The sequence below is a fragment of the Pseudomonas inefficax genome (assembly GCF_900277125.1).
GTDB lineage: Bacteria > Pseudomonadota > Gammaproteobacteria > Pseudomonadales > Pseudomonadaceae > Aquipseudomonas > Aquipseudomonas inefficax.
Map to the genome: position 1 here is coordinate 148,814 of NZ_OPYN01000085.1, position 12,066 is coordinate 160,879.

The 12,066-nt window shown below is 63.9% G+C and carries 12 protein-coding genes; 6 read left to right on the top strand and 6 right to left on the bottom strand.

Annotated elements, in window-relative coordinates:
• Positions 1-31: 31 nt before the first annotated feature.
• Genes JV551A3_RS11445 through JV551A3_RS11455 form a run of 3 tightly spaced genes read right to left on the bottom strand, consistent with a single transcriptional unit; the run spans position 32 to position 1,056 of the window.
• Positions 32-361, bottom strand: a complete 330-nt coding sequence (locus JV551A3_RS11445) for a hypothetical protein (protein WP_112252110.1) — start codon at positions 359-361, stop codon at positions 32-34.
• A complete protein-coding gene (locus JV551A3_RS11450) occupies positions 358-732 on the bottom strand; it encodes a phage holin family protein (RefSeq protein ID WP_013971683.1) in 375 nt (124 codons plus the stop codon). The genes JV551A3_RS11445 and JV551A3_RS11450 overlap by 4 nt, the downstream gene beginning before the upstream one ends.
• A gap of 9 nt (positions 733-741) precedes the next feature.
• Positions 742-1,056, bottom strand: a complete 315-nt coding sequence (locus tag JV551A3_RS11455) for an ElaB/YgaM/YqjD family protein (RefSeq protein WP_085625198.1) — start codon at positions 1,054-1,056, stop codon at positions 742-744.
• 313 nt (positions 1,057-1,369) lie between these two features.
• On the opposite strand from JV551A3_RS11455, the gene JV551A3_RS11460 reads away from it, so the two are divergent.
• The 5 genes from JV551A3_RS11460 (at position 1,370) to JV551A3_RS11480 (ending at position 4,740) form a co-directional block, all read left to right on the top strand.
• The gene (locus JV551A3_RS11460) at positions 1,370-2,578 is read left to right on the top strand and encodes an ammonium transporter (protein ID WP_133970859.1); all 1,209 of its coding nucleotides are present in this window, start codon (positions 1,370-1,372) and stop codon (positions 2,576-2,578) included.
• Between the two features lie 72 nt (positions 2,579-2,650).
• Positions 2,651-2,890, top strand: a complete 240-nt coding sequence (locus JV551A3_RS11465; RefSeq protein WP_063913871.1) for a glutaredoxin family protein — start codon at positions 2,651-2,653, stop codon at positions 2,888-2,890.
• A 108-nt stretch (positions 2,891-2,998) separates the two neighbouring features.
• A complete protein-coding gene (locus tag JV551A3_RS11470) occupies positions 2,999-3,430 on the top strand; it encodes a D-Ala-D-Ala carboxypeptidase family metallohydrolase (protein WP_133970860.1) in 432 nt (143 codons plus the stop codon).
• A 65-nt stretch (positions 3,431-3,495) separates the two neighbouring features.
• Positions 3,496-3,804, top strand: a complete 309-nt coding sequence (locus JV551A3_RS11475) for a hypothetical protein (protein WP_004376097.1) — start codon at positions 3,496-3,498, stop codon at positions 3,802-3,804.
• 51 nt (positions 3,805-3,855) lie between these two features.
• Complete coding sequence (locus JV551A3_RS11480) at positions 3,856-4,740, top strand: pseudouridine synthase (protein ID WP_133970861.1); 885 nt, start codon at positions 3,856-3,858, stop codon at positions 4,738-4,740.
• Between the two features lie 163 nt (positions 4,741-4,903).
• Here JV551A3_RS11480 and JV551A3_RS11485 read toward each other — a convergent pair whose 3' ends face one another.
• The 3 genes from JV551A3_RS11485 to acnA form a co-directional block, all read right to left on the bottom strand.
• Complete coding sequence (locus tag JV551A3_RS11485; protein WP_133970862.1) at positions 4,904-6,469, bottom strand: methyl-accepting chemotaxis protein; 1,566 nt, start codon at positions 6,467-6,469, stop codon at positions 4,904-4,906.
• Between the two features lie 198 nt (positions 6,470-6,667).
• Positions 6,668-7,444 (bottom strand): CPBP family intramembrane glutamic endopeptidase, encoded by a 777-nt coding sequence (locus tag JV551A3_RS11490; protein WP_133970863.1) that lies wholly within the window; start codon positions 7,442-7,444, stop codon positions 6,668-6,670.
• 302 nt (positions 7,445-7,746) lie between these two features.
• Entirely contained in the window at positions 7,747-10,488 is a 2,742-nt protein-coding gene (acnA, locus tag JV551A3_RS11495; protein ID WP_133970864.1) for an aconitate hydratase AcnA, read from the bottom strand.
• A gap of 216 nt (positions 10,489-10,704) precedes the next feature.
• Between acnA and rlmM the strand changes: the two genes are divergently transcribed.
• Entirely contained in the window at positions 10,705-11,769 is a 1,065-nt protein-coding gene (rlmM, locus tag JV551A3_RS11500; protein ID WP_133978683.1) for a 23S rRNA (cytidine(2498)-2'-O)-methyltransferase RlmM, read from the top strand.
• The last annotated feature ends 297 nt before the right edge of the window (positions 11,770-12,066 follow it).

Genomic DNA, 12,066 nt, shown 5'->3' on the forward strand with positions numbered 1-12,066 from the left:
AACCCGCTCCCACAAGGGGCAATACAGGTCGTCAGGGGCGGCGGCTGCCTTGCAGGTACAGGCGCAGCAACGGCAGCAGGCTGGTGCCCAGGCGCACCAGCCGCGCCAGGTTGCCGCTGCGCACGCCCTTGCCGGTGAGGAAGCCCAGCGCCACCACGGCGCCTATCCCCCACAGCGGTGCATGCTTGATGCCCAGCCCATCGTGCAGCGAGCTGCCCATGCCGCGCACACGGCGCAGTGGCTCCAGCAACTGCGCGGACTCGTGGCGGATTTCCTGGCGGTGCATTTCCATGCGCAGGCGCAGCAGCGCCTTGCGCAGTTCACGCGGATTACGGGTGTTTGGCAGTTCTGGCAGGTTCATGGCAACAGGCGCTCCCGGTCCTTGGCAAGTTCCTCGAGGGTGGCGCCGAAGGGCGACGACTCGTCGAACACCGCTGCCTTCAGGCGCAGGCCGCAATACAGCGCGGCGATGCCGTAGAACACGCACAGGCCGATGATGCCAGCCAGGCGATAGCTGTCCCACAGCAGCACCAGCAGCAGCCCGGACAGCGCCGTCAGCAGCAGCAGGGCGAATACCAGGGCCAAACCAGCGAACAGCAGCAGGCTCAAGGTGCGGCCTTTCTGCTCCTGCAACTCGATGCCGAACAGTTCGATATGGCTGTGCAGCAGCCCCAGGGCAGCCGCACCCAGGCGCTTGCCCGAGGCGCTGGCGCCGTTGGCGTCGTTCTCCATGGGAACCCCTTAGCGCCGGTTGGCCAGCAGGCCGATCAACAGGCCGACGCCAGCGGCAATGCCGATCGCCTGCCATGGTTTTTCCTGTACGTACTGTTCGGCACTGCCCAGTGCTGCCTGGCCGCGCTCGCGCACCGAGTCCTGGGTCAGCTGCAGGGTTTCGCGGGCCTGGGTCAGGCGGTCGTGGATCTGTTCACGCAACTCGTCAGCCTGGTCGCCTGCCAGGTTGGCGGTGTCGGCCAGCAGCTTCTCGGTGTCGCGGACCAGTGCCTGGAAGTCAGCCATCAATATCTCTTGTGCAGTCTTTGCCGATTTGCTGGCCATGGGTGTCTCCCTGTCGATGAATGTTGGTAGTTCGAGTGATCGCACGCGCGGAAGGTTCAAGTGCCGGCGCTGGTATGAGCCTTGCTATGGCTTTGCCACGTTGCGGGGCGCCCAGGGCGAGTATTGCGCCGATTCAGGGCGCCAGCGCAGCGGATACCGATAAACCTTAACCCAATCCACGACAAACCCAAGAAAAAACCACGCAGGCTCCGCCCGGCTCACCGAAACAGGGCAGGGGGCTGGCACCGATTCGGTGCAGGGATGCAGGTTCTTGAACTGTCCTGGTGCCTTTTTCAGCAGGCCTGCCTATTTCATGGAAAACATGCACAGCGCGATGGACTCTCTGGTCCACGGTTCCAACACCCTGTTCATTCTCATGGGCGCCATCCTGGTGCTGGCCATGCATGCCGGCTTCGCGTTTCTCGAAGTGGGCACGGTGCGTCACAAGAACCAGGTCAACGCCTTGTCGAAGATTCTCAGCGATTTCGCTATTTCTGCATTGGTGTACTTCTTCATCGGCTACTGGATCGCCTACGGGGTCAGCTTCTTCCAGCCGGCGGCGACGCTGGCTGCCGACCATGGCTATGCGCTGGTCAAGTGTTTCTTCCTGCTGACCTTCGCCGCGGCGATCCCGGCAATCATCTCCGGGGGCATCGCCGAGCGGGCGCGCTTCGTGCCGCAACTGTGTGCCACGGCGTTGATCGTAGCCTTCATCTACCCGTTCTTCGAGGGTGTGGTGTGGAACGGCAACCTGGGCGTACAGGCCTGGTTGCAGGCACGCTTCGGTGCGCCGTTCCATGACTTTGCCGGCTCGGTGGTGGTGCATGCCATGGGCGGCTGGCTGGCGCTGGCGGCGGTGCTGCTGCTGGGCGCGCGCCGCGGGCGCTACCGCGAGGGCCGGCTGGTGGCGTTTGCGCCGTCGAGCATTCCCTTCCTGGCATTGGGGTCGTGGATCCTGATCATCGGCTGGTTCGGTTTCAACGTCATGAGTGCCCAGACCCTGCAGGGTGTCAGTGGCCTGGTGGCGATCAACTCGCTGATGGCCATGGTCGGTGGCACCCTGTCGGCCTTGCTGGCCGGGCGTAACGACCCCGGCTTCCTGCATAACGGGCCGCTGGCCGGGCTGGTGGCGGTGTGTGCCGGTTCCGACCTGATGCACCCGATTGGTGCGCTGGCCACCGGCCTGGTGGCGGGCGCGCTGTTCGTCTGGACCTTCACCGCAGCGCAGAACCGCTGGAAGATCGACGATGTGCTGGGTGTGTGGCCGTTGCATGGCCTGTGTGGCGTATGGGGTGGCATGGCCTGCGGCATCTTCGGCCAGGAGGTGCTGGGTGGCATAGGCGGTGTCAGCCTGGTCAGCCAAGTGCTGGGCAGCCTGATGGGCGTGGTGGTGGCATTAGCCGGCGGTTTTGCCGTGTATGGTGCAATCCGTGCGCTGCATGGGCTGCGCTTGAGCCATGAGCAGGAGTTCCAGGGCGCGGACCTGTCGCTGCACCGTATCGGCGCCACTAGCCAGGATTGAGCCAGGTCAGGTGCACTGTGCGCAGGACGGACCTAGAATAGGTTTCCCTCCTGCCAACGCGGACTTGCCCCCATGCTGCCTGAATGCCAACTGTTCGGCACCCTCGGCTGCCACCTGTGTGAAGTGGCCGAGGCCGTGCTGATGCCCTTCGTCGACCATGGCCTGCTGGTAGAGCTGGTCGACATTGCCGAGAACGAAGCCCTGTTCGAACGCTATGGCCTGATCATTCCGGTGCTGCGCCGCTGTGACAACGGCGCCGAACTGCACTGGCCGTTCGATGCCGAACAAGTGGTGGCGTTTCTCGCGCAGTAATTGCGCCAGGGGAGGTCTGTCCCTGCTCCATGCGGCATGCTGCGTTGTGATGATCGGCTGCCGGCACGTTGAGGCCGGCATTTTTCACCGGTCATCAGGAACCCAGCCATGCTCATTTCACCCCATTTCACCCTCGATGAAATGACCGTTTCGCAGCTCGCCGCCAGGGAAGGGCTCGACAACAATCCACCAGCCGAGGCGCGTGCCAACCTGCAGTTGCTGTGCAATTCACTGGAGCAGGTGCGCGCGCTGTTCGGCGCACCGGTCATCGTCAGTAGCGGCTATCGCAGCCCCGCAGTCAACCAGCGCATTGGCGGGGCGCGGACGAGCAAGCATTTGCAGGGGCTGGCGGCTGACTTCACGGTGTTTGGATTGAGCCCGCGCGAGGTTGTGCTCCGGGTCAGCGAAAGCGCCATTCCCTTCGACCAGCTGATCCTCGAATTCGATAACTGGGTGCACCTGGCCGTGTCGCTCGGCGTCCCTCGGCGCCAGGTGTTGACCATTCGTAAAGGCACCGGCTATCTGCCGGGGCTGCAATGAAGCGCATTGACGGCGGCAAGGGGATGTTCGTATGCTGTATATAAATACAGTGTCGAGGTGAAGCCATGCTCAATGTCGAGCAACTCAAGTACAGCGTCAACCGCATGCCCGTCGAGCGGGTGGCCGATGCTGTTCTGGAACTGCGCCTCGAAGGCCTGGTTACCGACGACCGCACGCCGTTCGGCAAGGTCCACTTCAATACCTGCTTCGCCGAGATCGAGGCCTTGTTCCAGCGTGCCGGCTACCACCGTGGGTTGGACGTGGTGGGTTACCAGGGGTTGCTGTATGCCCTCTATGACCCTGGGCGCTGGGAGCCGGTGCAGGTGTTGCGTTGGCTGAAGGAGCGCTGTGAGGCCATTGCCCAGGCTGGTTGAGGGCGCGGGCTTGGGGGATAATGCGCGGCCGTGAACGTTTCGAGCCCTGCCATGACCACGCCTTTCGACCCCGCCCGCCAGCAAGCCAGCACGGTGTGCCTGCCCCCCGGTAACTGGGCGACGGTGCTCGACTGCCTGTGTGACCATTTCAAGGCCATCGACCGCGCCCAGTGGCTCGACCGCTTTGCCCGGGGCCGGGTGCTGGATGCCGAGGGGCGGGCGGTTTCTGCCGAACTGCCTTACAAGCGCGGTATGCGTTTGCACTACTTCCGTGAGGTGCCGAACGAGCGGCCGATCCCGGTGCAGGAGACCATACTGCATGTGGATGAGCACCTGGTGGTGGCCGACAAGCCGCATTTCCTGCCGGTGACGCCGACTGGTGAATACGTTGAACAGACTTTGTTGCGCCGCCTGATCCGACGCCTGGGCAACCCGCATCTGGTGCCGTTGCACCGTATCGATCGGCATACCGCCGGGCTTGTGCTGTTTTCCGCCAACCCGCAGAGCCGCAGTGCCTACCAACGGCTGTTCCCTGAACGACGCATCGACAAGCGCTACCAGGCCATTGCCGCGGCCATGCCGCAGCACGTTTTCCCGCTGGTGCACAAAAGCCGCCTGGTACATGGCGAGCCGTTTTTCCGCATGCATGAGGTAGAGGGGGAGGCCAACAGCGAAACCCTGGCCGAAGTGCTGGAGAAGAACGGTGAGCTGTGGCGTTACGGGCTGTCGCCGGTGACTGGCAAGACCCATCAGTTGCGTGTGCACATGGCAGCATTGGGGGCGGGGATCTGCAATGACCCGTTCTATCCGCAGTTGGTCAACGAAGAGGATGACTACCAGCGGCCGCTGAAGTTGCTGGCGCAGAGCCTGCGCTTTGCAGACCCGCTGAGCGGGGAAGAGCGCTACTTCGAGAGCTGCTTGCGCCTGGACTGGTAAACCTGATTCAAGCCTGCGCAATCCTTGTGGGAGCGGGCGTGCCCGCGAAGCCGGCAACTCGGGGTATGGCACCGGCTGCGCCGGTGTTCGCGGGCACGCCCGCTCCCACAGGGATAGCGTGTGCCTTGAACATGCGCTTTCCCTGTAGGTGCCAAGCCAGTTTTTAACGGTTGAACCGCTCCACCAGCGAGTACTGGGTACCCGCCGTGCTGGTCAGCTCTTCGCTGAGCAGCGCTGAGTGCTGGGCTTGTTCGGCAGTTTGGTCGGCGAGGTCGGCGATGGTGCTGATGTTGCGGCTGATCTCGTCAGCCACTGCAGTCTGCTCCTCGGTCGCTGCAGCAATCTGGGTTGCCATGTCGGTAATGTTGGCAACCGCCTCACTGATGCCCACCAGTGCCTCGTCGGCCTGCATCACACGGTCGACGCCTTCCTGCGCCTGGCGATGGCCGGTTTCCATGGTCAGTACGGCATTGCTGGCGGTTTGTTGCAGCTTGGCGATCAGGCCGTGGATCTGCCCGGTGGATTCGGCAGTGCGCTGGGCTAGCTGGCGCACTTCGTCGGCCACCACGGCAAAGCCTCGGCCCATTTCACCGGCACGTGCCGCTTCGATGGCCGCGTTCAGCGCCAGCAGGTTGGTCTGGTCGGCGATGCCCTTGATCACATCGACCACGCCACCGATCTCATCACTGTCCTTGGCCAGTTGCGTCACCGTCTGGCCGGTCTCGCCCACGGCCGCCGACAGGCGTTCGATGGCCTCGCGGGTTTCACCGGCAATCTGACGGCCCTGGCTCGTCAGGCGGTTGGCTTCCTGGGTGGCATCGGCGGTGCGCTGCACGTGGTTGGCCACTTCCTGGGTAGTGGCGGCCATCTGGTTGACCGCAGCGGCAACCTGCTCGGTCTCCACCCGCTGGCGTTCCAGGCCCGAAGAACTCTTGTGCGCCAGCACGTCGGACTGACGCGCCTGTTCGCTGAGGTGTTCGGCGCTGTCCTGCAGGCGGGTCAGGCAGGTTTTCATGCGTGCGTCCTGGCTGAGCATGGCCATTTCCAGGCGCGCCTGTACGCCACGGCTGTCGGTGTACATCTGCGCGATCAGCGGGTCGGAGGTGGTCTGTTCGGCCAGGCGCAGCAGGCGTTTGAGGCCGCGCTGCTGCCAGCTCAGGCCCAGCAGGCCCAGCGGTACGGAAAGCCCTGCAGCCAGGGCGAAGCCCCAGGAATGGCCCAGCCAGTTGCCGATCAGGAAGCCCACCTGGCTGATCAGGATGAACGGCAACCAGTCCTGCAGCACCGGCAGCCACTTGTCCCGGCGGGGTACCGCCGGCTTGCCCTGGTTGATGCGCTGGTACAGCGCCTCGGCGCGGCGGACCTGCTCGGCAGTAGGCTTGACCCGCACTGATTCGAAGCCGACCACCTGGTTGTTGTCGAAGATCGGCGTGACATAGGCATTGACCCAGTAGTGGTCGCCGGACTTGCAGCGGTTCTTGACGATGCCCATCCACGGCTGGCCCTGCTTGAGGGTTTGCCACATGTGGGCAAACACCGCTGGCGGCACATCGGGATGGCGCACCAGGTTGTGCGGCGCACCGGTCAGCTCTTCGCGGGTGAAACCACTGATCTCGATGAAGGCATCGTTGCAGTAAGTGATCACACCTTTGGCATTGGTGGTGGAGATCAACCGCTGCTGGGCAGGGAAAGTCCGTTCTCTCTGGGTAATCGGCTGGTTGTTACGCATGGGTTGATAGTCCGCAGGGCTTTCGACAGGTATCGGCAAGCCACTGGTTTTATTGAATGGATATTTAATGTGCTTGATCTGTGGCAATAAGCCATCAATCGATCTGCGTTAGTCAACGAGCACGTTTGAGCAAGTTAGGCTCATTATTGAGTTTTTATTGCTTTTTCATGACGGATAAGTCGAATGATGACCGATTAGCTAGCCAAGAGCCAGCATCGGATAGCTGAACAGGGTGAAGTGCACCAGGTTCAGGGCGAAATGGCAGAGCACCGCCGCCGCCACACCGCCCCAGCGGTACGCCAGGCCGTAGCCGAATCCGGCAAGCGTGGCCAGGTACACCCATTGCCAGCCGGCCCCCAGGTGGGCCAGGCCGAACAGCAAGGCGGTGGCGAGCAATGCCAGCCCTTGGTGGCGCAGCAGCCGTTGCAGGCCGGCCTGGATGTAACCGCGGAACAACAGTTCTTCGGTCAGGCTTACCAGCAGCAGGTTGTTCAGCAGCCAGAGCCAGGCTTGGTCGGGCCATTTCGGGGCCCAGGCCTGCATGCCCAGTGCCCAGGCACCACCCAGGCAGGCAAGCAGGGTCAGGGGCAGGGCGAATAGCAGGCTGGTCGCCAGGCCCTGGCTGCGCCATAGCAACAGCCAAGGGCAGGCCAGCAGCAGCCAGGCGCCAATCAGCGGTTTGTCCAGGTTCAGGTACATCGTGAAGGGCAGAGCGCCAGGGCTCAGGATGACGCCGTCGATGACCTTGGCTGCGTTGAAACCGGGCAGCCAGTGCAATGCCAGGGCGATGGCCAGCAGGATGAACGATGCGTGGCCCAGGGCTTGTAGCCAGCGCTGGGGGCGGCGGGCGAGCAGGGCGCTGGCGAGCAGGGCGAGGAAGGTGGGCAGGGTGGTGATGGCGAGGCTGCCGTGGCTCAGGGCGAGGGTGTAGCCGAGCGCCAGGAGTAAAAGTGCGATCAGGTTGAAGCGAGGCACGAGTAGTCCTTCTCGTTGAACGATATTGGGGCCGCTGCGCGGCCCATCGCCGGCAAGCCAGCTCCCACAGGGATAGCCTCAAGGCTGAGGGCTGTACTTTGCCTGTGGGAGCAACTGCCTTGAATATCTCTTCAAGCCAGCACTGGCCCTTGTAGGAGCGGCCTTGTGTCGCGATGGGGCGCGCAGCGGCCCCGGCAATCTTTGCTGCGAAGCTGAAAACCCGGGGCCGCTGCGCGCCCCATCGCGACACAAGGCCGCTCCTACAGGCGATGGGCTGCACAGCAGCCCCAAGCATACGCGCCTCAACCAGCAATCAGCTGACGCAACACATAATGCAGTATTCCCCCGGCCTTGAAGTACTCCACTTCGTTCAGGGTATCGATCCGGCACAGCACCTCGATCTGTTCCTGCTGCCCATCCTCACGAGTGATGCGCAAGGGCAGGCTCATGCCCGGGCGAATCTGTGCGCCGTTCAAGCCCAGCACATCGATCTTCTCCTTGCCGGTCAGCCCCAGTTGCCTGCGGTTGTGCCCGGCCTTGAACTGCAGCGGCAGCACGCCCATGCCTACCAGGTTGGAGCGGTGAATGCGCTCGAAGCTTTCCGCCAGCACCGCCTTGACCCCCAGCAGGTTGGTGCCCTTGGCCGCCCAGTCTCGGCTCGAGCCGGTGCCGTATTCCTGGCCGGCGATCACTACCAGCGCAGTGCCTTCCTGCTGGTAGCGCATGGCCGCGTCGTAGATCGAGAGCTTCTCGCCACTGGGCACGTGCAGGGTGTTGCCGCCTTCTTCGCCCGCCAGCATTTCGTTGCGGATGCGGATGTTGGCGAAGGTACCGCGCATCATCACTTCATGGTTGCCACGCCGCGAGCCGTAGGAGTTGAAGTCGCGGGGCTCCACTCCCTTCTCGCGCAGGTAGCGCCCGGCCGGGCTGTCGGCCTTGATGTTGCCGGCCGGGGAAATGTGGTCGGTGGTCACCGAGTCACCCAGCAGCGCCAGAATCCGCGCACCCTGGATGTCGGTGATTTGCGGGGGAGGCCCGCCGATGTCGTCGAAGAATGGTGGATGCTGGATATAGGTGGAGTCGGCCTGCCACACGTAGGTGGCCGCCTGGGGTACCTCGATGGCCTGCCACTGCGCATCGCCGGCGAACACTTCGGCGTATTCCTTGTGGAACATTGCCGTGTCGACCTTGGCCACGGCAGCGGCAATTTCCTGCTGGCTGGGCCAGATGTCGCGCAGGTACACCGGCTGGCCATCCTTGCCGGTGCCCAGCGGGTCGCGGGTCAGGTCCAGGCGCACGCTGCCGGCCAGGGCATAGGCCACCACCAGCGGCGGCGAGGCCAGCCAGTTGGTCTTGACCAGCGGGTGCACGCGGCCTTCGAAGTTGCGGTTGCCCGACAACACCGAAGCCACCGTGAGGTCAGCGCTGCCGATGGCTTTTTCGATCGCTTCATCCAGCGGGCCCGAGTTGCCGATGCAGGTTGTGCAGCCATAGCCGACCAGATCGAACCCCAATTGGTCCAGATAGGTGGTGAGCCCGGCGGCCTTGAAGTAGTCGGTGACCACCTTCGAGCCCGGCGCCAGCGAACTCTTGACCCAGGGTTTGCGTTGCAGGCCTTTTTCCAGGGCCTTTTTTGCCACCAGCCCGGCGGCCATCATCACGCTGGGGTTGGAGGTGTTGGTACACGAGGTGATCGCGGCAATCACCACGGCGCCATCGCGCAAGGTGTGGGTCTGGCCTTGATGGCTGTAGTCGATCTCCCCGGCCTGGTCAGCGTTGCCCACCGCCACGCCGCCGCCACCTTCGCTTTCCAGGCGGCTCACCTCTTTGGCCAGCGGTTTGGGTTGCAGTTCGATGAAGTGGTCGAAGGCTTGGCTGACCTGGCCCAGGGCTACCCGGTCCTGCGGCCGCTTTGGCCCGGCCAGGCTGGCCTCGACCTCTTGCATGTCCAGCGCCAGGCTGTCGCTGAACAGTGGCTCCTGGCCCGGCAGCCGCCACAGCCCTTGGGCTTTGCAGTACTGCTCGACCAGCTGCACGGTCGCCTCGGGGCGGCCTGACAGGCGCAGGTAGTCCAGGGTCACCTGATCGACCGGGAAGAAGCCGCAGGTGGCACCGTATTCCGGGGCCATGTTGGCAATGGTCGCACGGTCGGCCAAGGGCAGCTCGGCCAGGCCATCACCATAGAACTCGACGAACTTGCCCACCACGCCCTTCTTGCGCAGCATCTGCGTCACCGTCAGCACCAGGTCGGTGGCGGTGATGCCTTCGCGCAGTTTGCCGGTCAGCTTGAAGCCGATCACTTCGGGGATCAGCATCGACACCGGCTGGCCGAGCATGGCCGCTTCCGCTTCGATGCCACCCACGCCCCAGCCAAGCACGCCCAGGCCATTGATCATGGTGGTATGTGAGTCGGTTCCGACCAGAGTATCGGGGAAGGCGTAGGTGCGACCATCGGCCTCACGGGTCCAGACGGTGCGGCCGAGGTATTCCAGGTTGACCTGGTGGCAGATGCCGGTGCCCGGCGGTACCACGCTGAAGTTGTCGAAGGCGCTCTGGCCCCAGCGCAGGAAGGCATAGCGCTCGCCGTTGCGCTGCATCTCGATGTCGACGTTCTCGCTGAAGGCCTGCGGCGTGCCGTAGCGGTCGACCATCACCGAATGGTCGATCACCAGGTCCACGGGTGACAGCGGGTTGATTCGCTGCGGGTTGCCGCCGGCCTTGGCCATTGCTGCGCGCATGGCGGCCAGGTCGACTACGGCCGGCACACCGGTAAAGTCCTGCATCAGCACCCGCGCCGGGCGGTACTGGATCTCGCGGTCGGAGCGTCGCTCACCCAGCCATTGGGCGAGGGCGCGCAGGTCGTCGCCGGTGACGGTCTTGCCGTCCTCCCAGCGCAGCAGGTTTTCCAGCAGCACCTTCAGCGACATGGGCAGGTGCTGCAGATCGCCCAGTTGGCGGGCGGCCTCGGTGAGGCTGAAGTAGTGGTAGGTCTGGTCGCCGACCTTGAGTGATCTGAGGGTATTCAGGCTATCGAGCGAGGGCATTGCCAACTCCTTCTGCGCCGGTGCCTGGCAAGATCTGCCGGTGGCACCGCTGTGTATCGATCCGCACGGCACGGACCTGGCTGAAAGGTCAGGTTAGACCGCTTTGCGCCACCTGACCCTTTTCTGGACCGGCGGGGCGTGTCGCAGGTTCCGATCTTCCTTTATCATCGCCGCCCTGCCAGCGCCTGTGGTGCGCCAGCCGTAGTGGAGTGAGAGATGAATACCCTGTTCATGCATTGCCGGCCCGGTTTCGAGGGTGAGGTGTGCGCCGAAATCAGCGAACATGCCGCCCGCCTGGGTGTTGCCGGCTATGCCAAAGGCAAGCCGCAAAGCGCCAGTGCCGAGTTTGTCTGTAGCGAGGAGGGCGGTGCCGAGCGCTTGATGGGGGAACTGCGCTTCAACCAGCTGATTTTCCCGCGGCAGTGGGCCCGTGGCGGATATGTCGAACTGCCGGAAAGCGACCGCATCAGTGTGCTGCTGGCGCAACTGGCCGGGTTTCCGGTGTTCGGCAGCCTGTGGCTGGAGGTGCTGGACAGCAACGAAGGCAAGGAACTGTCCACCTTCTGCCGCAAGTTCGAGGTGCCGCTGCGCAAGGCTTTGGAAAAGGCCGGCCGCCTGGTCGACGATGCCAGCCGCCCACGCCTGCTGCTCACCTTCATCAGCGGTCGCCGGGTATTTGCCGGTGTTGCCCCGGCCAACAACAGTGCGCTGTGGCCCATGGGCATCCCACGCCTGAAGTTCCCCCGCGAGGCGCCCAGTCGCTCGACGCTCAAGCTCGAAGAGGCCTGGCACCAGTTCATCCCGCGCGAGCAGTGGGAGCAGCGCCTGGGCGATGACATGACCGGCGTTGACCTGGGTGCGTCGCCGGGTGGCTGGACCTACCAGCTGGTGCGCCGGGGCATGCTGGTGACTGCCATCGACAACGGGCCGATGGCCGAGAGCTTGATGGACACCGGGTTGGTCCAGCACCTGATGGCCGATGGTTTCACCTGGCAACCGAAGCAGCCGGTGGACTGGATGGTGTGCGACATCGTCGAGAAGCCGGCGCGTACCACCTCGCTGATCGAGACCTGGCTGGGCGAGGGGCTGTGCCGTGAGGCGGTGGTCAACCTGAAGCTGCCGATGAAACAGCGCTATGCCGAAGTACGCCGGCTGCTCGAGCGCATGGAGGCGACCTTCAAGGCGCGCAAGATCAAGGTGTCGATTGCTTGCAAGCAGCTGTATCACGACCGTGAGGAAGTGACCTGCCATCTACGCCGGATGGACTTGAAGCCGCGCTGAGCACAGCGCGAATCGCTTTGCTCTTGCTCTTGCTCTTGCTCTTGCTCTTGCTTCGGCTTTTGCTTCTAAGCGCGCGATAGTTCAAGCGCCGCCGATTGCGACTTCAGGAGGCCGAGCGAAGGGCCTGCGTAGGGAGGTGACGGGCATGGATGCCCGTCAAGCGCTGAGGCCCCATGGATGGGGCCTGCAGCGCGTACTCCCGGGAGCAGGCCCGTAGCGAGGGAACCCCGGAGCGCAGCGTAGGGGCCGGATGATAGGAGCCATGTACGGGTCACCCACATGGGTTACATAAAAGTT

Bases quoted from the DNA above. Each gene is read 5' to 3' on its own strand.
- JV551A3_RS11460 (WP_133970859.1), top strand. From the start codon at position 1,370: ATGGAAAACATGCACAGCGCGATGGACTCTCTGGTCCACGGTTCCAAC.
- JV551A3_RS11480 (WP_133970861.1), top strand. From the start codon at position 3,856: ATGACCACGCCTTTCGACCCCGCCCGCCAGCAAGCCAGCACGGTGTGC.
- acnA (WP_133970864.1), bottom strand. From the start codon at position 10,488: ATGCCCTCGCTCGATAGCCTGAATACCCTCAGATCACTCAAGGTCGGC.
- JV551A3_RS11445 (WP_112252110.1), bottom strand. From the start codon at position 361: ATGAACCTGCCAGAACTGCCAAACACCCGTAATCCGCGTGAACTGCGC.
- rlmM (WP_133978683.1), top strand. From the start codon at position 10,705: ATGAATACCCTGTTCATGCATTGCCGGCCCGGTTTCGAGGGTGAGGTG.
- JV551A3_RS11485 (WP_133970862.1), bottom strand. From the start codon at position 6,469: ATGCGTAACAACCAGCCGATTACCCAGAGAGAACGGACTTTCCCTGCC.
- JV551A3_RS11450 (WP_013971683.1), bottom strand. From the start codon at position 732: ATGGAGAACGACGCCAACGGCGCCAGCGCCTCGGGCAAGCGCCTGGGT.
- JV551A3_RS11470 (WP_133970860.1), top strand. From the start codon at position 2,999: ATGCTCATTTCACCCCATTTCACCCTCGATGAAATGACCGTTTCGCAG.
- JV551A3_RS11455 (WP_085625198.1), bottom strand. From the start codon at position 1,056: ATGGCCAGCAAATCGGCAAAGACTGCACAAGAGATATTGATGGCTGAC.
- JV551A3_RS11475 (WP_004376097.1), top strand. From the start codon at position 3,496: ATGCTCAATGTCGAGCAACTCAAGTACAGCGTCAACCGCATGCCCGTC.
- JV551A3_RS11465 (WP_063913871.1), top strand. From the start codon at position 2,651: ATGCTGCCTGAATGCCAACTGTTCGGCACCCTCGGCTGCCACCTGTGT.